We start from the raw sequence: 24,180 nt of genomic DNA, 5'->3' as shown, positions 1-24,180 counted from the left end.
GGATGTAAAAAATGGCTTCATTGATACAGGTTCGCGATCTACTGGCGCTGCGGGGGCGTATGGAAGCAACGCAAATCAGCCATACGCTGCACGCTCCGCAGCCCATGATCGATGCCATGCTGAATCAACTGGAGATCATGGGTAAAGCGGTACGTATCCCGGAAGAACCGGACGGCTGCCTTTCAGGCAGCTGTAAAAGTTGTCCGGAAGGTAAAGCCTGCCTGCGCGAATGGTGGGCCTTGCGTTAGCCTTCGCCGGGTAGCGACGTAACGCGTCTTATCCGGCCTTTATCCCGCGTTATATTGCCCGGTACGCGTCACGCTGCCGGGCAATTTTGCGTCATGCCTTCCACAAAGATGAAAGCGTTACCGCCGTGCGCATTTATCTCCCCACGCGCCTCGCAAGCGCACTAATCCTCTACTGCAATCAGCCCGGTCTGCGCGTAGTGTCACGCCATTGAACTTCACCGATGACGGATCGATATGGCGACCTCAACAACATCCACGCCGCATGACGCGGTATTCAAACAGTTTTTATGCCACCCCGATACTGCACGGGATTTTTTGGAAATCCATCTCCCGACGACATTACGTCAAATCTGTAATCTGAATACGTTACAGCTGGAGTCCGGTAGCTTTATTGAAGAGGATTTACGCCCCCATTATTCCGATATTCTGTGGTCGCTGGAAACAAGTGAAGGTGAAGGTTACATTTACGTGGTTATTGAACATCAGAGTACGCCGGACGCGCATATGGCATTTCGGCTGATGCGTTACGCAATGGCTGCAATGCAACGGCACCTAGAGGCCGGGCATAAGACGTTGCCGTTAGTGGTGCCAATGCTGTTTTATCACGGAAACCGCAGCCCGTATCCGTTCTCATTATGCTGGCTGGATGAATTTGCCGACCCGGTGATGGCGCGTAAGCTATACGCCACCGCCTTTCCTCTGGTCGATATTACGGTCGTGCCGGACGACGAGATTATGCGACACCGACGGGTCGCGCTGCTGGAACTCATACAAAAACACATCCGCCAGCGCGATCTGATGGGGCTTGTCGAACAGCTGGTCGCCCTGCTGGTTAAGGGATACGCTAATGACACCCAGCTTCAAAGTTTGTTTAATTACATGATGCACACTGGCGACGCCGCGCGCTTCAATACGTTTATCCGCCAGGTGGCTATGCGTATCCCACAGCATAAGGAGAAGATCATGACTATCGCAGACAGATTACGTCAGGAAGGACATCGTAACGGGTTACAGCAAGGCAAGCAGGAAGGCCAACGGCTCGCCGCATTGCGCATTGCCCGCTCCATGCTAAACGATGGTTTCGATCGCGATACCGTGCTTAGGGTTACCGGGCTGGCGCCTGCCGATCTGGCGTCTGAAAGTCATTAATCTTGCAGAATGGTCCGGGCCCGGCAACGCCCTGGTTACAGCGATGATTTTAGCGTCATCAGCGCCTGACAAAACGCCGCCGGATGCGAGATAAACGGCGCATGGGCCGCCTTCGCCATTATCTGTGATGTACTGTGCGGCCATAACGTATCGAGCAAAGGCGCGATTTTACGCGGCACCAGACCGTCCAGATAACCATACAAACGCAAAAACGGCATGTTCACATTTTTAAGCGCTTCTCGTAGATCGACCGTTTTTAAGATTTCCAGTCCGCCATTGAGCACCTCTACATCCGGCATAGGCTGCGCCAGCACTACGCTTTTTAAGGTGCGGGCATCCTGACGCGCCGTCTCCGTCCCTAACGTTTGCAGCGCCAGAAAACGCTCCACCGTGCGCTGAAAATCGTCGCTAAGCTGCTGCTGGAATCCGCCGAGGATTTCTGGTTTTATTCCCGGCCACCCCTCACGCGCGCTAAAGCATGGCGAAGAGGCGACAGTCACCAGCGCCTGGACGCGTTCAGGGTGGGTGAGCGCCATCTGACTCGCCACCAGGCCGCCCAGGCTCCAGCCAAGCCAGATAGCCTGGTCCGGCGCGTTTTTCGCTACCTGCGCCGTCATCTCTTCAAGCGTCATGGCGCCAAACCCCGAGCTGCGACCATAGCCCGGCAAGTCGACCAGATGCAGCGTAAAATGCGAGCCGAGTTCCTCGCGAATGCAATGCCATACCTCCGCGTTCAATCCCCATCCGTGCAGCAGCACAAGATGACAATTTCCCTCGCCGTAGGTCTGCCACCAGATGTCATTCATCAGTTACTGTTCTCTTTTGTCTAACAAGGATGCACCTATGCTAACAGTACCGGGATTATGCTGGCTATGCCGAATGCCGCTGGCGTTAAGCCACTGGGGGATTTGTTCCGTATGCGCGCGCGCCGTCCGCCAGCGCGTCAGCGTGTGTCCGCAATGTGGATTACCCGCCAGGCATCCTTCGCTCCCCTGCGGTCGCTGCCTGCAAAAACCGCCGCCCTGGCAGCGTCTGGTGAGCGTCAGTAACTATACGCCGCCCTTGAGTTTACTGGTGCATCAGCTTAAATTTACCCGCCGTAACGAAATTGCCGCCGCTCTGGCGCGTCTACTGTTGCAGGAAGTCCTCATGGCGCGCCGCAGCACTGGCTTGCAGCTTCCCGACAGAATCGTCAGCGTTCCGCTCTGGTCGCGCCGACACTGGCGGCGGGGATTTAACCAAAGCGATCTGTTATGCCAACCGTTAGCGCACTGGCTGGGCTGCGCGTGGGACAGCCAGACCATCACGCGGGTACGGGCGACCGCAACACAACATCATCTCAGCGCCAGGTTACGGAAACGCAATTTGAAAAACGCGTTTCGCCTTGAATTGCCGGTACAGGGTCTCCATATGGTTATTGTGGATGATGTCGTCACTACCGGAAGTACCGTCGCGGAAATCGCGCAACTGCTTTTGCGCAACGGCGCAGCGACTGTCCAGGTATGGTGCCTGTGTCGAACCTTGTAGAGCCTCGATGATGGGCGTATTATAACCAACTAAAATAGTCAACTATTAGGCCATTACTATGATCCGTATTTCCGATGCTGCACAAGCGCACTTTGCCAAACTGCTGGCAAATCAGGAAGAAGGGACGCAAATCCGCGTATTTGTCATTAATCCCGGCACTCCTAACGCAGAGTGCGGTGTTTCTTATTGTCCGCCCGACGCCGTAGAAGCCACCGATACTGCACTGAAATTTGACCTGTTGACCGCTTATGTCGACGAGCTGAGCGCGCCCTATCTGGAAGACGCGGAAATTGATTTCGTGACCGACCAGCTAGGTTCTCAACTCACATTGAAAGCGCCAAACGCGAAGATGCGCAAAGTGGCCGATGACGCGCCGCTGATGGAGCGCGTGGAATATGCTCTGCAATCGCAGATTAATCCGCAGTTGGCGGGCCACGGCGGTCGCGTCTCACTGATGGAAATTACCGATGAAGGCTATGCAATTCTGCAGTTTGGCGGCGGTTGTAACGGTTGCTCGATGGTTGACGTCACGCTGAAAGAAGGGATCGAGAAACAGTTGCTGAATGAATTCCCGGAACTGAAAGGGGTTCGCGATCTGACCGAACACCAGCGCGGCGAGCACTCATACTACTAAGATTTTCCCCGCATCCATGCCCGATGGCGCTTGCGCCTGTCGGGCCTTGTCTGCCCCACCGTAGGCCGAATAAGGCGTTTACGCCGCCATCCTGCGCTATCAGCCACAACTCAGAACGATGGTCCTTCTCCTTTCACCGATAACATGACCTGTGTCTCATAATTTAAATTTTGCCTGCCAGGGTCATTTTCAACACCCATATGTTACCCGTATCATTCTTATGGGCACCTAACATCCATATAACATCTGACTACGCTCATTCGTTTCAACGGTAATCAGTATTGGTGCTATTGCGACTCTGTTCCCGTCGGGAACAACAGGAATTTGTCGTCGAAACAATGACGTTACCCATAACAAAGTAAAGGCCAGGTAAATCATGCCATTAGTCATCGTTGCTATCGGTGTTATCTTGTTACTTCTTCTGATGATCCGCTTCAAAATGAACGGGTTTATCGCCCTTGTCCTGGTAGCGCTCGCTGTCGGGTTGATGCAGGGAATGCCGCTGGATAAAGTCATCGGCTCCATCAAAGCCGGTGTCGGCGGTACGCTTGGCAGTCTGGCCCTGATTATGGGGTTCGGCGCCATGCTGGGCAAAATGCTTGCCGACTGCGGCGGCGCTCAACGTATCGCCACTACCCTGATCGCGAAATTTGGTAAAAAGCATATTCAGTGGGCCGTAGTGTTAACCGGCTTTACCGTCGGCTTCGCTCTGTTCTATGAAGTGGGCTTCGTTCTGATGCTGCCGCTGGTATTCACCATTGCCGCAGCAGCGAATATCCCGTTACTGTACGTCGGCGTGCCGATGGCCGCGGCGCTTTCCGTCACACACGGCTTCCTGCCGCCGCACCCGGGCCCAACCGCAATCGCCACGATTTTCCATGCCGATATGGGTAAGACGCTGCTGTTTGGTACGATTCTGGCAATCCCGACCGTGATCCTTGCCGGACCAGTTTACGCCCGTTTCCTGAAAGGTATCGATAAGCCGATCCCGGAAGGCCTGTACAGCGCGAAAACTTTTACGGAAGAAGAGATGCCGGGCTTTGGCGTCAGCGTCTGGACGTCGCTGGTTCCGGTTATTCTGATGGCGATGCGTGCGATTGCCGAGATGATTCTGCCAAAAGGCCACGCTTTCCTGCCCGTTGCCGAGTTCCTGGGCGACCCGGTAATGGCTACGTTAATTGCCGTACTGATTGCGATGTTCACCTTTGGCCTGAACCGCGGGCGTTCAATGGATCAGATTAACGATACGCTGGTCTCTTCCATCAAAATTATCGCCATGATGCTGCTGATCATCGGCGGCGGCGGCGCATTCAAGCAGGTGCTGGTCGATAGCGGCGTGGATAAATACATCGCTTCAATGATGCATGAAACCAATGTCTCTCCGCTGTTGATGGCGTGGTCTATCGCGGCGGTTCTGCGTATCGCGCTGGGCTCTGCGACTGTCGCGGCGATTACCGCAGGCGGCATTGCGGCGCCGCTGATCGCCACTACCGGCGTTAGCCCTGAACTGATGGTTATCGCAGTCGGTTCCGGGAGCGTGATTTTCTCTCATGTCAACGACCCGGGCTTCTGGCTGTTCAAAGAGTATTTCAATTTGACTATCGGCGAGACCATTAAATCCTGGTCGATGCTGGAAACGATCATCTCCGTCTGCGGCCTGATCGGCTGTCTGCTGTTGGGTATGGTGGTTTAAGCGAGGCGGCTTGTAGGCCGGATAAGGCAGCAATGTGCGCCAGGATTGCCTGATGGCGCTGCGCTTATCAGACCTACGTGCTCTCACCATCATAAAGCCGGGGAAATCCCCGGCTTTATTACTTCTTCTTCGCGGCCGCTTTTCGGCGCTTATCCAAATCCTTAATCAGCTTGTTTACGCCCTCATCGGCAAACATCTGCTCCAGCGTGGCGGTGAGCTTCCGCCGCCAGTTTTTATACTGATCGCTGGTGCCCGGTACGTTAACCGGATCGGCCATATCCAGCCAGTCCTCCGGCTGAAGCCCCAACAGACCGCTGTTACTGTCGGCGATATAGCGCTGAAGTCCGCGATTTAGCGTTGGCGTCATCGACATTAACGATGCCTTATGCCCGGCGCGTTTTGGCAGACAGCCATATTTATGCAGCGCGTCCAATAGCCCCTGTTTCGCCCGCTCGCGATCCTCATACAGCCCGCGCAGAATCACTTCATCCGGATAAAGCCCCAAAGCTTTACCCAACGTCAGGTCACCGCATTCCCAATAGCCGCGCAGCGTGGGGAGATCGTGCGTCGAGGCGACAGCCATCGATTGTTGCGGATATGCGCCCGGCGCGCGGAAGTTTTTCTCAAGGTCATTTTCAAACCACAGCACTTTATAAGAATAGACCCCGCTATCGCGCAGCTTGCCGACAATCTCAACTGGCACCGTCCCCAGATCTTCGCCTATCACCATACAGCGGTGACGTTGGCTCTCCAGCGCCAGAATAGAAAGCAAATCATCTACCGGATAATGGACGTAAGCCCCCTGATCCGCTGTTTCGCCATACGGTATCCACCACAGGCGCAGCAACGACATGACATGGTCAATGCGCAACGCGCCGCAGTTTTGCATATTGGCGCGCAGCAGGTCGATAAAGGGCTCATACGCCCGGGCGACAATGATATGCGGGTCCATCGGCGGCAGCCCCCAGTTCTGACCGAGCGGGCCGAGGATATCCGGCGGCGCGCCGACAGATGCTTTCAGGCAGTACAGCTCCCGGTCGCACCAGGTTTCCGCGCCGCCTTCCGCTACGCCAACCGCCAGATCGCGGTACAGACCAATCGGTAGTTTAAAACTCTGGCAGGTATCCCAGCAGGCGGCGAATTGGCGCCAGGCCAGCCACTGAAGCCAGAGATAAAACTCCACCTCTTCGCGGTGCGCTTCACAGAATTGTTTTACAGCGGGAGACTCTACCGACTGGTACGCCTCCGGCCAGGCTGGCCAGCCCCAGCGCTGCTCATCCTCTTTCACCTGATACGCATGCAGCGCGTCGAATGCCGCCTGCCAGTAAAGGCTTTCGCCTTCGCGGGCGATAAAGTGACGAAACTCCGCCATTTGCGCATCGTCGCGAGCGGCAAAGCGCGTCCACGCCATCCGCAGCGCCGTGATTTTCAGCGCGGTAACGGTAGCGTAATCCACCCATTGCGCATCGCGCGCCTGTCGCAGCTTTTGCTGTGTGGCGGGCATTTGCCACCATGCCTGCGCCTCTTCGCTCAGGCGGAAATCTTCGACGGCGTTGACGTCGATATATATCACGTTCAGCCAGCGACGAGACGAGGGGCTGTAGGGACTGGCGCTCTCCGGATTCGCCGGATAAAGCGCGTGGATCGGATTCAGGCCGATAAACGCGCCGCCGCGTGTCGCCACGTCGACCAGCATCGACTTCAAATCGCCGAAATCGCCAATACCCCAGTTTTTTTCTGAACGCAGAGTATAAAGCTGGACGCAGGCCCCCCACAGTTTTTTCCCCTCCAGCAGCGCCTGCGGCTCATAGCATCGCGGCGGGGCGACGATAATCCGGCAGTGCGTACGCTGTTCATCCTGGGTCAACGTCAGGGTGTGGTAGCCCTCCGGCAATGTAGCCGGAAGGTTAAGTTTTTTACCGCCCGTCACGCGCCCTTTGTAATGCACGCCCTCTTCCGTAGTCAGCAGCCAGGCAAACTCACCGCGCCCCTCTACCGGCAACGCCATTTTTTTACCCGCGGTATAAACCTTCACATTCGGCACGACCGCCTGTGGTCCTGTTGTCGTGCCGTGCATCGCCGCCAGCAAACGTCTCTTGGTTTCAGCGCCAATAGACTGCGGTTTGCCATGAGCATTGATGTAACTGGGGCTGATCCCCGCCGCCAGCGCGGCACTATCGAGACGTTTATTTTCCATCGCGCTCCCTTAGCGTTTTGCCTGCCAGATACGGGCTTGATAATCGCGAATAGAGCGATCGGAACTGAACATACCGCAGCGCGCGGTATTGAGGATCGCGGCGCGCGTCCACGCTTCCTGGTCACGATACAGCGCATCCACCTGCTTTTGCGCCTCGACATAAGCGGCGAAGTCCGCCATGACCAGGTACGGATCGCCCCCCTGTTTGCCGAGGCTATGCAGCATCTGGTCAAAGGCATGTTTATCGCCATCGCTGTATTGACCGCTTTCCAGCTCTTTTAGCACCGCATCCAGCACTTTGTCTTTTTTACGCCATTTCACCGGATCGTAGCCTTTGGCTTTGAGCGCCTTGACCTCTTCCACAGTATGGCCAAAGATAAAGATATTCTCTTCACCCACCTTCTCAGCGATTTCAACGTTAGCGCCGTCCAGCGTTCCCACAGTCAACGCCCCGTTCAGCGCCAGTTTCATGTTGCCGGTGCCGGACGCCTCTTTCCCGGCGGTAGAAATTTGCTCGGAAATATCCGCCGCCGGAATGAGCATTTCCGCCGCCGAGACGCAGTAATCCGGCAGGAAAACCACCTTCAGCTTATCACCCACCGCCGGGTCGTTATTAATGGCTTCCGCAACCTTATTGATAGCAAAAATGATGTTCTTCGCCAGGTAATAGCCCGGCGCCGCCTTCGCGCCAAACAGGAATACGCGCGGTACGCGGTCGGCCTGCGGGTTTTCGCGGATCTCTTTGTACAGTGCCAGAATGTGCAGTAGGTTCAGGTGCTGACGTTTGTACTCGTGCAGACGTTTGATTTGAATATCAAAAATCGCGTTGCTTGAAATCTCAATCCCGGTACGGGCCTTGATGAATTTCACCAGCCGCTCTTTGTTCGCCCGCTTGATGTCGCGATATTGCTGACGGAACTTCGCATCGTCAGCGTATTTTTCGAGGTTGATCAACTGGTCGAGATCGTTAGCCCACTCTTTTTTCAGCGTTTTATCCAGCAACGCCGCAAGCTGCGGATTGCACTGTTTGATCCAGCGACGCGGCGTAATGCCGTTGGTGACATTGTGGAATTTGTTCGGCCAAAGCTGGTGATATTCCGGGAACAGATCTTTCACCACCAGATCGGAGTGCAGCGCCGCCACACCGTTGACCGCAAAGCCGCTGACCACGCACATATTGGCCATGCGTACCTGACGGTCGTGCACCACCGCCAGTTTTGCCCATACCTGCTTATCGCCAGGCCAGGTCTTATCGACCAGCGTCTTAAAGCGATCGTTAATCTGCTTGATAATCTGCATATGACGCGGCAACAGCGCTTTGATTAACCTCTCGTCCCAGCACTCCAGCGCTTCCGGCATCAGGGTGTGGTTGGTGTAGGCGAAGGTTTTGCTGGTGATAGCCCAGGCGTCATCCCAGCTCATCTGGTGTTCATCCAGCAATACGCGCAGCAGTTCAGGGATGGCAATAGTCGGGTGGGTATCATTTAGCTGAATGACCTCATAATCCGCCAGCTCATGCAGCTTGCGTCCGGCCAGATGATGGCGACGCAGAATATCCGCTACCGAGCAGGCGCACTGGAAGTATTGCTGCATCAGGCGCAGTTTTTTGCCCGCCGTGTGGTTATCGTTGGGATAAAGCACCTTCGTCAGTTTTTCCGCATCGATACCCTGCTGTTCCGCCCGCAGGAAAGCGCCGTCGTTGAATTTGGTCAGATCAAACGGATGGGCGTGGGTCGCCTGCCACAAACGCAGCGGTTGCGCGACACCGTTACGATAGCCTAACACCGGCAGATCCCAGGCCTGGCCTGTAATCACAAAACCTGGCTCCCAGCGCCCTTCTTTGGTGACTTTACCGCCGATCCCAACCTGGACGTCCAGCGCCTCGTTGTGGCGGAACCACGGATAGCTGCCGCGATGCCAGTCATCCGGCGCTTCCACCTGCTTGCCCTCAACAAATGACTGACGGAACAGCCCATACTGGTAGTTCAGACCATAGCCGGTAGCGGACTGCCCGACAGTGGCCATCGAATCGAGGAAGCAGGCGGCCAGACGTCCCAGACCACCGTTGCCGAGCGCCGGATCGACTTCCTCTTCCAGCAGATTGGTCAGATTAATATCGTGCGCTTTCAGCACATCGCTAACGTCCTGGTACCACCCCAGATTTAACAGGTTATTTCCCGTCAGGCGGCCAATCAAAAATTCCATCGAAATGTAGTTCACATGACGCTGGCCTTTCGTCGGCTGCGCTACCGGTTGCGCGCTCAGTAATTCCGCCAGCGCGCCGCTAACGGCCTGCCACCACTGACGAGGCGTCATGTCGGACGCCGACAGTAAACCGAAACGCTGCCACTGACGCGTCAGGGCGGCCTGGAATTGATCTTTATTGAAGGTTGGCTGTGACATAGGAAATCCGTCCTCGGGTAATAAAACAACGTTATCGCTAGTTTGCCAGGCTCGATGTTGACCTTCCTCCTCCCGGCAATGATTAGGGAGGGAGGAGGAGCGGGGATGAGCATAAAAGTGTGATCGCCGCCACTTACCCCTGTATAAACGCGCCGATTCCTGTCAACGACACCCAGTGTTACGCATAATCAAATGAATAAACAGAAATAACAGTAAATCGCGAAGGGGTATTTTCGAAGATTATATGAACGCCGAAATAGTTTCTTACCTGAAATATTCAGCAGCGGGAGGTTCACTAACTTAACATAATTAATTAAACGCCTGGTATCGCCATTGTGTTAAATCCGCATCCTGTCCAGGACATTATTTACAATAACGGAAATATGACCTCAGCCCAGCTCTGACGCTCGTTTCAACCGCGCCGAATACTTTTTTAATACCGTTATTTAGAATTGTGACAGAGTGCAAATTCAGACACATAAAAAGTCTGCTTAGCTTGCATTAAAATGCTTTCTGGCCGACCTTATATCTATTAATTACGAAGCGCAAAAAAAATCGCAGTTCCCCCCATTTCCCACAGTGAAGTGATTGCTATGTTGATTCCGTCTAAATTAAGTCGTCCGGTTCGTCTCGACCATACCGTGGTTCGTGAGCGGCTGTTGGCTAAACTTTCCGGCGCGAACAATTTCAGGCTCGCCCTGGTAACCAGTCCTGCTGGCTATGGGAAAACCACGCTTGTCTCACAGTGGGCGGCGGGCAAAAATGAATTAGGCTGGTACTCTCTCGACGAAGGCGATAACCAGCAAGAGCGATTCGCCAGTTACTTAATTGCCGCTATCCAACAGGCCACCGGCGGACACTGCTCTACCAGCGAAGCGATGGCGCAAAAACGTCAGTACGCCAGCCTGACGTCCCTCTTCGCGCAGCTCTTTATTGAACTGGCGCAGTGGCATCGCCCGCTTTATCTGGTGATTGACGACTACCATTTGATTACCAATCCGGTGATTCACGACGCGATGCGCTTTTTCTTACGGCATCAGCCGGAAAATTTCACCCTGGTGGTGTTATCGCGTAATTTGCCGCAACTGGGCATCGCTAATCTGCGCGTGCGCGATCAGCTGTTGGAAATCGGCAGCCAGCAGTTAGCTTTTAACCATCAGGAAGCAAAGCAATTTTTTGACCGTCGCCTTTCGTCGCCCATTGAAGCCGCTGAGAGCAGTCGTATGTGCGACGATGTGGCCGGTTGGGCCACTGCGCTACAGTTGATCGCCCTCTCCGCGCGCCAGAACCATACCTCTGCGCATCACTCCGCCCGCCGTCTTGCCGGGATTAATGCCAGCCACCTTTCTGATTATCTGGTGGACGAAGTACTGGATAACGTGGATGTCAGCACCCGACATTTTTTACTTAAAAGCGCGATCTTACGCTCAATGAATGACGCGTTGATTGTGCGCGTGACCGGCGAAGAAAACGGCCAGATGCGGCTGGAGGAGATTGAGCGCCAGGGGTTATTCCTGCAACGCATGGACGACACGGGCGAGTGGTTTAGCTATCACCCGTTGTTTGGTAGCTTTCTGCGCCAGCGTTGCCAGTGGGAACTGGCGGCGGAACTGCCGGAGATCCACCGTGCGGCCGCGGAAAGCTGGATGGAACAGGGTTTTCCCAGCGAAGCTATTCATCATGCGCTGGCGGCGGGTGACGCGCAAATGCTGCGCGATATCCTGCTTAACCATGCGTGGGGGCTGTTTAATCACAGTGAACTGGCGCTGCTGGAAGAGTCATTAAAAGCGCTGCCGTGGGAAAGCCTGCTGGAAAATCCGCGGCTGGTGTTGTTACAGGCCTGGCTGATGCAAAGCCAACACCGCTACAGCGAAGTGAATACGCTGCTGGCGCGCGCCGAGCAAGAGATCAAAGGGGTCATGGACGGCACACTGCATGCTGAATTTAACGCGCTGCGCGCCCAGGTCGCCATCAACGACGGCAATCCGGAAGAGGCTGAGCGGCTGGCGAAACTGGCGCTGGATGAGCTTCCTCTCGCCTGGTTTTATAGCCGTATTGTCGCGACCTCCGTTCACGGCGAAGTGCTGCACTGTAAAGGCGATCTCAGCCAGTCTTTATCGCTGATGCAGCAAACCGAACAAATGGCGCGCCATCATGACGTCTGGCATTACGCGCTGTGGAGCTTAATTCAACAAAGTGAAATTCAGTTCGCCCAGGGATTCCTGCAGGCCGCATGGGAAACGCAGGAGAGAGCCTTCCAGTTGATCAAAGAGCAACATCTGGAACAACTGCCGATGCATGAGTTTCTGGTACGTATCCGCGCGCAATTGCTGTGGGCGTGGGCGCGCCTTGACGAAGCGGAGGCCTCGGCGCGCAGCGGTATCGCTGTGCTGTCCACCTTCCAGCCGCAACAACAGTTGCAGTGCCTGACGTTACTGGTGCAGTGCTCGCTGGCGCGCGGCGATCTGGATAATGCCCGTAGTCAGCTTAACCGACTGGAAAATTTATTAGGCAATGGCCGTTATCACTGCGACTGGATCTCTAACGCCGATAAGGTGCGTGTCATTTACTGGCAGTTAACCGGCGACAAAAAATCCGCCGCCAACTGGTTACGTCATACGCCCAAACCGGCGTTTGCCAATAACCATTTTCTGCAAGGGCAATGGCGGAATATCGCCCGCGCGCAGATCCTGCTGGGCGAATTCGAGCCTGCGGAAATCGTGCTGGAAGAGTTAAATGAGAATGCCCGTAGCCTGCGCTTAATGAGCGATTTAAACCGCAATCTGCTGTTACTCAATCAGCTTTACTGGCAATCCGGGCGGAAAAACGACGCCCAGCGCGTATTGCTTGATGCCTTACAGCTTGCCAACCGCACCGGATTTATCAGCCATTTTGTGATTGAAGGCGAAGCCATGGCGCAACAATTGCGTCAGCTTATCCAGCTTAATACGCTACCGGAGATGGAGCAGCATCGCGCGCAGCGCATCCTGCGAGAGATTAACCAACATCACCGGCATAAATTCGCCCATTTTGACGAAGGCTTCGTCGAGCGCCTGCTTAACCATCCGGATGTCCCGGAGCTTATTCGCACCAGCCCGCTCACCCAGCGTGAATGGCAGGTGTTAGGGCTTATCTATTCCGGTTACAGCAACGAACAGATTGCCGGCGAACTGGCGGTGGCCGCGACCACCATTAAGACGCATATCCGCAACCTCTACCAGAAACTCGGCGTCGCGCACCGTCAGGACGCGGTACAGCACGCGCAGCAGTTGCTGAAGATGATGGGGTACGGGGTTTGAGGCAAAACAGGCAACGTCCTGGTGTGTAAATTTGTTTAATCATAAAACCTGAAAGCACCGGTTAACATATGGGCAAAAACGGCGCTTTTAAAATAAATCGGCATGCGTTCCTGTTCGTTCAAATCGCAGGCATTCATCCGTTATCTTATCAATAAGAATCCAGTCAGGCCCAATATGGGCATCCCGGTATCCGCTATATGAACCTTGTAACGGGTGATCTTTATAAATGGCAGGAAGGGGAAAAGGGTGGTGAATCAGAAGCGTCATAAGTGTTTTAAGTTTGCCGACATCCTTATGACGCTTTTGTGCCCGTTTTACATCTTTCTGGAACTGTCCCGAATATTCAATTTCCCTTTGCCCCATAGTCAGATCCCTAACTGGTCAAACAAATCATCAGCATCTTTGGCTTTATGAATGTCAACGCCAGCTTCGCTATTTTCTATCGTTCGGGACGTTAACTCATTGGGTATCCGCAAATCAAAAGGCAATGCCTTTTCACGCGCAACTTTAGTCAGTGTAATCCGTATCAAATCAGAAATGGTTAACCCCATTTCAGCCAGGACATCTGCCGCCTGATTCTTCAGCGTTTCGTCGATACGGGCACGAACAAGCGCATTTGCAGCCATCGATTAGTCTCCTGTACTGTGTCTCTATACAGTTCAAATTGTGGCTCAACTGAGACACACATACAAACCGGGCCTGGATGTTTGCCTTGCAATGCTCGTAAAGATGACTTAGTCGCTTACCCGGACAAGATAGCCACTTTCGGTTGCTTCACAGGAAAATCTGACCGGCAAAAACCGTTCCACCACCGCAATATTGGTAAGCAAGTGAGCGGAGGCCCGTGCCACGGTAAACGCGCCTTCGCCCGCCAGCGCCAGCGGTAAAATCAGCTGGTCGGCCAGATGCTCTCCCACCGCCGCCGGGCTTGCGAGATAGCGCCGCGCTTCATGCGCAACCTGGTTAGCTACCGCTTCCGCGCTGGTGCCTTTAACGCCGAACGCGGCGAACAGTTCGGTCAGTTGTTCGCTTTGAATCATCAGCGACAGCGCGTTGCCCGGCCCGCAGCCGCCTTCCAGCGCAACGACGTTTTTCTCCGCCTGCGGGAAGTGGGCTTCCAGCGTTGCGACTTCACGTTCGCCAACGTGGTAAGGAACCGCCGCCAGCAAAGCTTCAGCGGTGGTGCGCAGCGTCTCGCCGCGCGATATCAGCGTCAGACCGCGTAAAGACGCTGCCGGTTCGACGACCGTTGCCGCCGCGCCGCCGCCTGCCGGATAAAAGCCGTGTTTTATCAGCGTGGTGCGCTGGCTGATGCCCATCCTCGCCAACAGCGGTTCCCAGACGCGGCAGATAAAATCAGCGCTGGGCGCGGCCTGATTATGCGTCCCGCCGTGAACCTCCACGCGGGATGAACCGTCAGCAAACCACAGCGCGGGCAGGACGGTTTGCAGCACCAGCATACAACTGCCCGCGCTGCCAATCGCAAAACGGTACTCGCCGCCGCGAATCGGCCCCGGCGTAAAACGCAGCTGTTGTGAACCCAGCTCGTCGCCGTTCACCTGCGCGCCGCAGATTTCCGTCGCCGCCCGCACCGCCGTTAAATGCTGGCGTAGCAGCCCCGGTTTGGCGCGCCCGGCGCGGATGCCGCTCATTTCAAACGGCTGGCCGGTTATCATTGATAAACTCAGCGCCGAGCGCAAAATCTGCCCGCCGCCCTCTCCCTGTGCGCCATCCAGCGCGATGATCCTTGCCATTTTTTATCCTTTAACGCACACCACCTGCCGCAGGGTGTACATGATTTCCACCAGGTCAGACTGCGCCGCCATTACCGCATCAATATCTTTATACGCCATTGGGATCTCGTCGATCACGTCCGCATCTTTACGGCATTCGACATGCGCGGTGGCGCGAATCTGATCGTCAACGCTAAACAGTTTCTTCGCTTTCGTTCGGCTCATCACACGTCCGGCGCCGTGGCTGCACGAACAGAACGACTCTTCGTTACCCAGCCCGCGCACGATAAAGCTTTTCGCCCCCATCGAACCGGGAATGATACCGAACTCACCGCGCCGCGCCGAAACAGCCCCTTTACGCGTCACATAGATCTCTTCGCCAAAGTGCTGCTCTTTTTGCACATAGTTATGGTGGCAGTTGATCTCGTCCATATCGAGGGCGATCGGTTTTTCCACGCAGCGCTGGAGCGCCGCCAGCGCGTTTTCCATCATCGCCTCGCGGTTCAGGCTGGCGAATTGCTGCGCCCAGTGTACCGCTTTCAGGTAATCATCAAAATATTCGCTTCCTTCATTAAAATACGCCAGATCGCGGGACGGCAGCGTTTCTAACTGCTCCTGCATTTCTTGCTGCGCCAGGCCGATAAAATAGGTGCCGATGGCGTTACCGATCCCGCGCGAACCGGAGTGCAGCATGATCCATACCCGATCGGTTTCATCCAGACAGATCTCAATAAAGTGGTTACCGGTTCCCAATGTTCCCAGGTGCTTATAGCTATTGGTATTCAAAAAGCGCGGATATTTTTGCGTTAACCACTGATATCCCGCTTCCAGCTGCGCCCATTTTTCATCAACGTTGGCGGGCGGGTTTCCCCATGCGCCCACATCGCGACGCCCGCGTCCGGTGGTACGCCCGTGAGGCACAGCGGCCTCTATGGCGCTACGCAGCTCCGCCAGATTTTCCGGCAGATCGGCCGCCGTTAAGCTGGTACGCAGCGCGTTCATTCCACAACCGATATCCACGCCCACCGCCGCCGGAATAATCGCCCCTTTCGTCGGGATCACGCTACCGATGGTCGATCCTTTCCCCAAATGCACATCCGGCATAACGGCAATATGTTTGAAAATAAACGGCATTTTCGCCGTATTGATCAGCTGCTGACGGGCATCGTCTTCTACCGGTACGCCTTTGGTCCACATTTTTACCGGTGCGTTCTGGGTGGTCATCAATTCGTAATTCATCATTTTTTTCTCGTTTTAATCATTAGGGTGGCGACAAGTTTATGTGAATACACCGCTCTACCATTGAGCTACAGAGCCGGGCTCTGACGGGTCTCGAACCCGCAACAAATGTAGATCCACAGGCATTCGCCAAAATAGGGTGGCACGACAAGTTAAGGTGAATCACCCGCTCTACCGTTGAGCTACAGGGCTAAGCCCCGGCAGGGTTCGAACCTGCGTCTGGCCATACAAGGTGTAGATCCACCAGCATTCGTGCCTTCAGCGTTGCGCGACAAATTCATAGCCGGGATGATACGCATCGGGAAAGATGTAATCCCGGCCAGCATTCGCGCCGCGCTGAATACTCTTTACAGCGTCACGGCTTCAATCTCTTCCAGCCAGTGCGCGCTGCCATAGCGATCGTTAACAAAGTTATCTATCACCGTAAACACCTCGTCGCTGAAGCCGCCGACGTTCAAAATATCGCTTCGTTCCGCCGCCTGCGTGGTGCCGTAAGGCAGCAGATCGATACACACCAGGCGCGCCTGCGGGTTGCGCTTTTTCAGTTCGATCCAGCATTCCATGGTGGCCGTTGAGCCATGGCGCGATTTATCAACCCACGATTCGTTATCCGACACCATAATCACCAGATCCACCCGCGCCCGCTCGTTCAACAACCTACGCAGCGGCGCGGAGCAGTTGGTGCCGCCGCCGCCAACCGCCGCCAGCTTTTGCGCGTTGTGCATAACCGACTGGCGCGCATCAAGCCGCACGTCGACCACATCGCATTCAAACGGCAGCACGCGGGCCTGCGGATGATTACGCAGCACGGCGGCGGCGATCAGCCCGGCAACGTCCACGCAGCGGATCTTACTGGTCGCCCCCTTGCGATAGCCGGTTATCGACGACTTCATCGACCCCGACACATCCGGGCAGACCACCACGTTGCCGCGAAACGGCGGAATGTTCTCCAGCGCGTACTCCATCGCCTGCGCTAAAGCCTCGCGAATAACCTGCGGCACGCTGCTTTGCAGATTGCTCCATGCCGACAGCAACTGATAAGGATAAACCCAGGACTGGCGCACCTGCGCCCTGTCCGCCAGCCGCTGCGCCACGCTGGCGGCAAGCGTTGCATTCTCAAACACGTCATGACGCGCCAGCGTATTCAAATTCATCCGTAACGTTTGCCAACTCATCCGCTGTGCCAGTTGCGCCCACTGTTCGCGACTCAGCGGCGCGTTGGTCAGCAGTAAAAACGGCACATCGGGTAAGGCCGCGCCCATGTCGCCTTCACGAAACGCCAGCAGCGCGCGCGTTTTTTCCGGCAGCTGCGCCTTATCGCACGGCTTACCAATCAGCCAGGCGAAGAAGGCTTCCTGCCACGCCGCCTGCGGCCGTGGGTGCACCATTTTGACGATATCCGCCAGCGACGGCGCATTGCCCACCGATGCCTGCAATAAACGCTCTTCGCTGGCGTTCTGTAACCAACGCTGCACCAGCTTCTTTGGCCGCGTCCCCAGCGAGCGCCGCCCGGTCACGCCGCTGCGCAAAATTTGCACAAAGTTACGCAGCATCCGGCCATTGTTGATCACCCGCGCAAATACTACCGGCAGCAGCGCCGAACCACGCGCCGCCAGAATGGCGGTCAACAGCGCGGGCATATCCTTCATCATCCCGCGTTCGCGGCCATAAATCGCCAGTTGCGCTAAAAACAGATCGTCGAGATCTTTCGCCGTCGCCAGAACATCATTTAGCTGCGCCTGGCCGCTGGCATAAAAAGTCTCGTTCATGCAGCTGGTCATCACCATTTGCGCCAGTTTATGGCGCGGGGTGAAGGCAAAGGCCGCTGCGCCTTGCTGATTGCTGGCGTTGGCCAGCGGCGCGTCCCTTAACAGCGAACGGAACAAAAGTGGATTAGCCATTTGTTTTTCCCATTTCCGTTATTCTCCATGCCAGAGTTATTGCAACCAGCGTGCCAGAAAATAAATCATTTTATAGTCTATTGATTTTTAAGTTATTTATTTCCTTAGCGTTCAGGTGAAAGAAAAATGCCTGCACGGCAGCCATTAAAAAGCGATAAAATTATCTCGTCTTTTAGAAGGAAATCTAAGATGCGAAAAACGGTGGCCTTTGGTTTTGTCGGTACGGTACTCGACTATGCAGGACGCGGCAGTCAACGTTGGGAAAAATGGCGCCCTACTTTGTGTCTGTGCCAGCAGGAGACGCTGGTCGTTCACCGCCTGGAACTGCTGTACGATGCCCGCTCTTGCTCGCTGTTTGAAGGATTAAAGAAGGATATCGCCAGCGTCTCGCCGGAAACGGAAGTCGTCGGCGTAGAAATCGCGATCCGCAACCCGTGGGACTTCGAAGAGGTTTACGCCTGCCTGCACGATTTCGCCCGCAGCCATACCTTTCATCCCGAAGATGAAGACTATCTGATTCATATCACCACCGGCACCCACGTCGCGCAGATCTGCTGGTTCCTGCTGGCGGAGGCGCGCTATCTACCGGCGCGATTAGCGCAGACCTCGCCGCCGCGCAAAAAAGATAAACCGCATAGCACGGGCGACGTGACGATTATTGACCTCGACCTCAGCCGCTACAATGACATCGCCACCCGCTTCGCCCAGGAGCGGGAGGAGACGCTCAACTTCCTGAAGTCCGGCATTGCAACCCGCAACCCGTGTTTCAACCGGATGATTGAGCAAATTGAGCGCGTCGCGATACGCTCCCGTTCGCCAATCCTGCTCAATGGCCCGACCGGCGCGGGCAAGTCGTTTCTCGCCCGTCGCATCTATGAACTAAAACTGGCCCGCCACCAGTTCAGCGGCCCGTTTGTCGAAGTGAACTGCGCCACCCTGCGCGGCGACACGGCGATGTCGGCGCTGTTCGGCCACGTTAAGGGGGCGTTTACCGGCGCGAGAGAGGAGCGTGCAGGGCTGCTGCGCAGCGCCGACGGCGGCATGTTGTTTCTTGACGAAGTGGGAGAACTGGGCGCGGATGAACAGGCCATGTTGCTGAAAGCCATTGAAGAAAAACGCTTTTACCCTTTCGGCAGCGACCAGCAGGTCAGCAGCGATTTCCAGTTGATTGCCGGCACGGTGCGCGACCTGCGCCAGCGGGTGGCGGAGGGGACATTCCGCGAAGACCTGTACGCGCGTATTAATCTCTGGACCTTCGAACTACCGGGCCTGCGTCAGCGCCAGGAAGATATTGAGCCAAACCTTGACTACGAACTGGAACGCCACGCGGCGCTAACCGGCGACAGCGTGCGTTTTAATACCGAAGCGCGCCGCGCCTGGCTGATCTTCGCCACCTCGCCGCAGGCCGCCTGGCGCGGTAACTTCCGCGAACTCTCCGCCAGCGTCACCCGCATGGCGACGCTGGCGGACAACGGGCGAATCACGGTCGAAACGGTAGACGATGAAATCGCGCGTTTGCGCTATAGCTGGAATGACCATCGCCCCTCCGCGCTCGACGGACTGCCGGGCATTGACGCAACGGCGCTGGATCTGTTTGACCGTATGCAACTGGAAAACGTCGTTGCGGTCTGCCGCCAGGCGAAAACCCTTTCCGACGCCGGGCGGCAGCTATTCAACGTTTCCCGTCAGGGGAAAGCCACGGTGAATGACGCTGACCGGCTGCGTAAGTACCTGGCGCGTTTTGGGCTGACGTGGGACGTTTTACAGAATTAACACAGCTCCAGTTGAATATGGTTCTCCGTCAACACCTGCATCACGCCCGGCGGCGGCAGGGTATCGGTGTAGACCGCATCGACCATACTAATGCTGCCCATGTTTACCATCGCGTTACGGCCAAATTTAGAGTGATCCACCACCAGCATCACGTGGCGCGAATTTTCGATAATCGCGCGCTTGGTGCGTACCTCATGGTAGTCAAATTCCAGCAACGAGCCGTCGCTATCAATACCGCTAATACCGAGAATGCCGAAATCGAGACGGAACTGGGCGATAAAGTCCTGCGTCGCTTCGCCAATAATGCCGCCGTCGCGGCTGCGGAGTTCGCCGCCGGCGAGGATAATACGAAAATCCTCTTTCGCCATTAGCGTGTTCGCTACGTTCAAATTGTTGGTCACGATCCGCAAATTACTGTGCCCTAACAGGGCGTGCGCTACGGCTTCCGGCGTCGTGCCGATATCAATAAACAGCGTTGAACCATTGGGAATCTGGGCCGCGACTTTGCGAGCGATGCGCTCTTTTTCTTCCGTTTGCGTCGCCTTACGATCGTGCCACGGCGTGTTCACCGAGCTGGAGGGCAACGCCGCGCCGCCGTGGTGGCGCAAAATCATATTCTGTTCCGCCAGATCGTTAAGATCCCGACGAATGGTTTGCGGGCTGACAGAAAAATGCTCCACCAGCTCTTCCGTACTGACGTACCCCTGTTTTTTTACCAGTTCAATGATCGCGTCATGCCGTTGTGTTTGTTTCATGAATAATCTCTGAAAGTAACCAACCTTGCGCCGGATAGCGACATTCGCCCTACCCGGCCTGGAAAAATATCTCGACCACAGGCCGGATACGCCTCACGTTCGTTTTCGCGCATTCAGCGTATCAACAAAGGCCATCGCTAAACCGACGATAAGCCCGGCGATGTGCGCGCCGTTCGCCATAGACATGCCAAACCAGTCAAACCAACCAGCGACTATCCACAATAATGCAAAAATAATTAAGCCGCGCTGGAGGTAAATTCCGCTTTGCGGATCGCGCTCTCCACGCAGCCACACGTAGCCCATCAGCGCATAGACGACGCCAGACAGCCCGCCAAACCACGGGCCGCTAAATTTCTGCTGTACATAGCCGCTTAGCAGCGCGCTTATCACCGTAATGACGATTAATTTACCGCTGCCCAGGCGCTTCTCTACCGCCCCGCCGAGATACCACCACCACAGCAGGTTAAAAAGAATATGCATCAGTGAGAAGTGCATAAAGATATGGGTGAAGTAGCGCCAGACTTCAAATTTTAAAACAGGATCGAACGGCCACGCCAGCCACACCATCACCGTCTGATCGCCGATGAGACTCATCGCGATATAGACCAGCACGCAGGCGAGCATCACGATCCAGGTAACAGGGCCGGCTCGTTCACGCAGCGTGGCGAGAAAGGGAAAACGGCGATAGCGTAGCCCGCTGTTAGTCTGCCCGGACTGCCAGCTAGCCGCCAGATAACGCGGATCGCCGGGATTTTCTATAAACCGCGCCAGCTCGCCCCGCACACGTTCGGCCTGCGATTCATCTGCCAACCAGATATCGCTTTGATTATGTTGCTGAATAGTAAGAATGACGCCCTGGGTGGCCATGTAATCAACAAATGCCTGCGCCACGCGAGGATTCGCAAAGGAAGTAATCATCAACATTATTGCTGTCGCTTAGTCCATACAAAAGAAGACAGTATATATACCCTTCTCGTCGGAGGCTGCATCTTTATGGGATTACGCGCCATTCGCGACATCGGCAGGGAAACGGCGATGCCAGGCCTCAAACCCGCCGTCAATGCTGTAAACCGCATCATAGCCTTGCTGGAGCAGATACTGCGCGGCGCCTTTACTACTGTTGCCGTGATAGCACATTACCATCACGGCGGTATCGAAACCATGCTCACGCATAAACGCGCCCAGCGTATCGTTAGTCAAGTGAAACGCCTGCGGCGCATGACCCATGGCATAACTTTGCGGATCGCGAATATCGACCAGCACCGCCGCGCCCTGGTGCAGTTTCTGATACGCCTCTTCTACAGTGATACATTCAAATTGTTCCATGAATCGCTCTTTCATTATTGCCGGTGAAGCCAATTAAGGCATTTTATCGCCCAGTGTACGTTGACGGAGTAGCTTAGCGCCATAATGTTATACATATCACTCTAAAATGTTTTTTCGATGTTACCAATAGCGCGTTTCTTTGCTATTATGTTCGATAACGAACATTTTTGAACTTTAACGAAAGTGCAAGAGGGCAGCATGGAAACCAAAGATCTGATCGTGATAGGCGGGGGCATTAACGGTGCAGGCATCGCGGCTGATGCCGCCGGACGCGGTTTGTCCGTACTCATGCTGGAAGCGCAGGATTTGGCCTGCGCAACCTCTTCCGCCAGTTCGAAACTTATCCACGGCGGCTTACGCTACCTTGAGCACTACGAGTTCCGTCTGGTCAGCGAAGCGCTGGCAGAACGTGAAGTGCTGTTGAAAATGGCGCCGCACATCGCCTTCCCGATGCGTTTTCGTCTGCCGCACCGCCCGCATTTACGTCCGGCCTGGATGATCCGTATCGGTCTGTTTATGTACGATCACCTCGGCAAACGTACCAGCTTACCCGGTTCCACCGGTGTGCGGTTTGGCGCAGATTCGGCGCTCAAACCTGAAATCGTGCGCGGATTCGAATATTCCGACTGCTGGGTAGACGATGCGCGTCTGGTGCTGGCTAACGCACAGATGGTGGTGCGTAAAGGCGGCGAAGTCCTTACCCGTACTCGCGCAACCGCCGCTCGTCGGGAAAATGGCCTGTGGATTGTCGAAGCGGAAGATATCGACACCGGTAAAAAATATGTCTGGCAGGCGCGCGGACTGGTTAACGCCACCGGACCGTGGGTCAAACAGTTCTTCGACGAAGGGATGCACCTGCCGTCGCCGTATGGCATCCGCCTGATCAAAGGCAGCCATATCGTCGTGCCGCGCGTCCATAATCAGAAGCAGGCGTATATTCTGCAAAACGAAGATAAGCGTATCGTCTTTGTCATTCCGTGGATGGAAGAGTTTTCGATCATTGGCACAACCGATGTCGAATATAAAGGCGATCCGAAAGCGGTAAAAATTGAAGAGAGCGAAATTAATTACCTGTTGAAGGTCTATAACGCGCACTTCCAGAAGCAACTGGGGCGCGATGACATCGTCTGGACGTACTCCGGCGTCCGTCCGCTGTGCGATGATGAGTCCGACTCACCGCAGGCGATCACTCGCGATTACACCCTGGATATCCATGATGAAAACGGCAAAGCGCCGCTGCTTTCCGTGTTTGGCGGTAAGCTCACGACCTACCGTAAGCTGGCCGAACACGCGATGGAAAAACTGGCGTCTTATTATCCAGGCATCGGGCCGGCATGGACCAAAACGTGCGTACTGCCCGGCGGCGACATCGACGGCAGCCGCGAAGATTACGCGGCGAAGCTGCGTCGTCGTTACCCATTCCTGACGGAATCGCTGGCGCGCCACTATTCGCGCACTTACGGCAGCAACACGGAGTGGATTCTCGGCGAAGCCACGTCACTGCTTGATTTAGGCGAAGATTTCGGTCATGAGTTTTACGAAGCGGAACTCAAGTACCTGGTGGATCACGAATGGGTGCGCCGTACTGAAGACGCTATCTGGCGTCGCACCAAAGAAGGCATGTGGCTGACCGCCGAGCAGCAGTCCCGCATCACCCAGTGGCTGGCGGCGTATGTTGAGAAACACCAACTTTCACTGGCGTCGTAATAAAATCCGGGGCGGTTTATACCGCCCTTTTCGCCACATACCGCATTCACTCGCCGGGTTTTGTACAGCCGGGCATATGATTAGTGATACGGTAGCGATCGACACTTATTTGGGTAATAAAGAAGGGTTTTGCCCGCGCTTCGCTATTCCAGAGAGTTTTCCCCGTTTTACACCAGCTTTTATGAGAACTGTTGGCATAATGAACCACGCTCTCCTCCCCCAGCACGCTTTCAAAATGCGCGCGTTTATCACCGTCGGCCACGCTAAAGTCAGCATAAAAAAGATTGCTGTCCAGGTTAAACGTCATTTCTATTTCACTGGCGGAAGATGGAAAGAACACAGGTAGCCAGGTCCAGATACCGGATTGCTCGGGTATAGCGGCATAATCAGGAAAATAGCTTACCTGGCGATCATCGCAGGCGGTCAGCACAGCGACGATGATTAATGCTGCGCCACACCGGAGGACCTGATTAATCAGCTCAGCAACAATATCTTTATGCCACGAAGTGGATTCACGCCGTGCAATACGAATACCAGCGCCGCTGATCGGGTCTACGCCAACCAGTTCCACATATAATTTAACATCTTCCATTTAG

The 24,180-nt window shown here is 55.2% G+C and carries 20 protein-coding genes; 8 read left to right on the top strand and 12 right to left on the bottom strand.

From position 1 onward, the window contains the following. The first annotated feature begins 11 nt into the window (after positions 1-11). Entirely contained in the window at positions 12-248 is a 237-nt protein-coding gene (gene feoC / locus ACLJNW_RS17690) for a [Fe-S]-dependent transcriptional repressor FeoC (protein WP_000157589.1), read from the top strand. A gap of 234 nt (positions 249-482) precedes the next feature. Then, the gene (locus tag ACLJNW_RS17685) at positions 483-1,397 is read left to right on the top strand and encodes an Rpn family recombination-promoting nuclease/putative transposase (RefSeq protein ID WP_023204115.1); all 915 of its coding nucleotides are present in this window, start codon (positions 483-485) and stop codon (positions 1,395-1,397) included. 35 nt (positions 1,398-1,432) lie between these two features. Here the strand turns inward: ACLJNW_RS17685 and bioH are convergent, their stop codons facing one another. Next, positions 1,433-2,203: a pimeloyl-ACP methyl ester esterase BioH gene (bioH, locus tag ACLJNW_RS17680; protein WP_000998145.1), complete on the bottom strand. Its 771-nt coding sequence runs from the start codon at positions 2,201-2,203 to the stop codon at positions 1,433-1,435. 37 nt (positions 2,204-2,240) lie between these two features. Here bioH and gntX point away from each other — a divergent pair, with 37 nt between their 5' ends. The 3 genes from gntX to gntT all read left to right on the top strand — a co-directional run bounded on the left by gntX (position 2,241) and on the right by gntT (position 5,251). Further along, positions 2,241-2,924 (top strand): DNA utilization protein GntX, encoded by a 684-nt coding sequence (gene gntX, locus ACLJNW_RS17675; protein WP_000958742.1) that lies wholly within the window; start codon positions 2,241-2,243, stop codon positions 2,922-2,924. A gap of 58 nt (positions 2,925-2,982) precedes the next feature. Beyond that, positions 2,983-3,558 carry a Fe-S biogenesis protein NfuA gene (nfuA, locus tag ACLJNW_RS17670; RefSeq protein ID WP_000619387.1) on the top strand — a complete coding sequence of 192 codons (576 nt, stop codon included), beginning with the start codon at positions 2,983-2,985 and terminating at the stop codon, positions 3,556-3,558. Between the two features lie 376 nt (positions 3,559-3,934). Beyond that, positions 3,935-5,251, top strand: a complete 1,317-nt coding sequence (gntT, locus tag ACLJNW_RS17665; protein ID WP_001131737.1) for a gluconate transporter — start codon at positions 3,935-3,937, stop codon at positions 5,249-5,251. Between the two features lie 118 nt (positions 5,252-5,369). Here the strand turns inward: gntT and malQ are convergent, their stop codons facing one another. Beyond that, a complete protein-coding gene (gene malQ / locus ACLJNW_RS17660) occupies positions 5,370-7,448 on the bottom strand; it encodes a 4-alpha-glucanotransferase (RefSeq protein ID WP_000428719.1) in 2,079 nt (692 codons plus the stop codon). A 9-nt stretch (positions 7,449-7,457) separates the two neighbouring features. Then, entirely contained in the window at positions 7,458-9,851 is a 2,394-nt protein-coding gene (gene malP / locus ACLJNW_RS17655) for a maltodextrin phosphorylase (RefSeq protein WP_000082262.1), read from the bottom strand. A 593-nt stretch (positions 9,852-10,444) separates the two neighbouring features. Here malP and malT point away from each other — a divergent pair. Continuing rightward, positions 10,445-13,150 (top strand): HTH-type transcriptional regulator MalT, encoded by a 2,706-nt coding sequence (gene malT / locus ACLJNW_RS17650; RefSeq protein WP_000907030.1) that lies wholly within the window; start codon positions 10,445-10,447, stop codon positions 13,148-13,150. A gap of 87 nt (positions 13,151-13,237) precedes the next feature. Here the strand turns inward: malT and ACLJNW_RS17645 are convergent, their stop codons facing one another. The 5 genes from ACLJNW_RS17645 to ACLJNW_RS17625 all read right to left on the bottom strand — a co-directional run bounded on the left by ACLJNW_RS17645 (position 13,238) and on the right by ACLJNW_RS17625 (position 18,023). Beyond that, the gene (locus ACLJNW_RS17645; RefSeq protein WP_001626961.1) at positions 13,238-13,513 is read right to left on the bottom strand and encodes a type II toxin-antitoxin system YafQ family toxin; all 276 of its coding nucleotides are present in this window, start codon (positions 13,511-13,513) and stop codon (positions 13,238-13,240) included. Between the two features lie 2 nt (positions 13,514-13,515). Beyond that, positions 13,516-13,776, bottom strand: coding sequence for a type II toxin-antitoxin system RelB/DinJ family antitoxin (locus ACLJNW_RS17640; protein WP_000729714.1), 261 nt, complete (start codon positions 13,774-13,776; stop codon positions 13,516-13,518). 108 nt (positions 13,777-13,884) lie between these two features. After that, positions 13,885-14,904 carry an RNA 3'-terminal phosphate cyclase gene (gene rtcA, locus ACLJNW_RS17635; protein ID WP_000101027.1) on the bottom strand — a complete coding sequence of 340 codons (1,020 nt, stop codon included), beginning with the start codon at positions 14,902-14,904 and terminating at the stop codon, positions 13,885-13,887. 3 nt (positions 14,905-14,907) lie between these two features. Beyond that, positions 14,908-16,122 carry an RNA-splicing ligase RtcB gene (gene rtcB, locus ACLJNW_RS17630; protein ID WP_001105531.1) on the bottom strand — a complete coding sequence of 405 codons (1,215 nt, stop codon included), beginning with the start codon at positions 16,120-16,122 and terminating at the stop codon, positions 14,908-14,910. A gap of 347 nt (positions 16,123-16,469) precedes the next feature. Then, a complete protein-coding gene (locus tag ACLJNW_RS17625; protein ID WP_024154677.1) occupies positions 16,470-18,023 on the bottom strand; it encodes a vWA domain-containing protein in 1,554 nt (517 codons plus the stop codon). A 189-nt stretch (positions 18,024-18,212) separates the two neighbouring features. Between ACLJNW_RS17625 and rtcR the strand changes: the two genes are divergently transcribed. Beyond that, positions 18,213-19,796, top strand: coding sequence for an RNA repair transcriptional activator RtcR (gene rtcR / locus ACLJNW_RS17620; protein ID WP_023204118.1), 1,584 nt, complete (start codon positions 18,213-18,215; stop codon positions 19,794-19,796). Here the strand turns inward: rtcR and ACLJNW_RS17615 are convergent. From ACLJNW_RS17615 to glpE, 3 genes are all read right to left on the bottom strand, one after another. After that, positions 19,793-20,551: a DeoR/GlpR family transcriptional regulator gene (locus tag ACLJNW_RS17615; RefSeq protein WP_000815085.1), complete on the bottom strand. Its 759-nt coding sequence runs from the start codon at positions 20,549-20,551 to the stop codon at positions 19,793-19,795. The two genes, rtcR and ACLJNW_RS17615, sit on opposite strands and share 4 nt — an antisense overlap. Positions 20,552-20,644: 93 nt before the next feature. After that, positions 20,645-21,475 (bottom strand): rhomboid family intramembrane serine protease GlpG, encoded by an 831-nt coding sequence (glpG, locus tag ACLJNW_RS17610; protein ID WP_000928699.1) that lies wholly within the window; start codon positions 21,473-21,475, stop codon positions 20,645-20,647. A 75-nt stretch (positions 21,476-21,550) separates the two neighbouring features. Beyond that, complete coding sequence (glpE, locus tag ACLJNW_RS17605) at positions 21,551-21,877, bottom strand: thiosulfate sulfurtransferase GlpE (protein WP_000434523.1); 327 nt, start codon at positions 21,875-21,877, stop codon at positions 21,551-21,553. Between the two features lie 198 nt (positions 21,878-22,075). Between glpE and glpD the strand changes: the two genes are divergently transcribed. Continuing rightward, positions 22,076-23,584, top strand: coding sequence for a glycerol-3-phosphate dehydrogenase (gene glpD, locus ACLJNW_RS17600; RefSeq protein WP_023204120.1), 1,509 nt, complete (start codon positions 22,076-22,078; stop codon positions 23,582-23,584). 46 nt (positions 23,585-23,630) lie between these two features. Here the strand turns inward: glpD and ACLJNW_RS17595 are convergent, their stop codons facing one another. Beyond that, positions 23,631-24,176, bottom strand: a complete 546-nt coding sequence (locus ACLJNW_RS17595; protein ID WP_023204121.1) for a hypothetical protein — start codon at positions 24,174-24,176, stop codon at positions 23,631-23,633. Positions 24,177-24,180 lie beyond the last annotated feature (4 nt).

The sequence above is a fragment of the Salmonella sp. SAL4457 genome, assembly GCF_046548235.1.
Lineage (GTDB): Bacteria > Pseudomonadota > Gammaproteobacteria > Enterobacterales > Enterobacteriaceae > Salmonella > Salmonella enterica.
The sequence above is the reverse complement of the archived record's forward strand: the minus strand, read 5'-3'. Positions and strand labels throughout refer to the sequence as shown.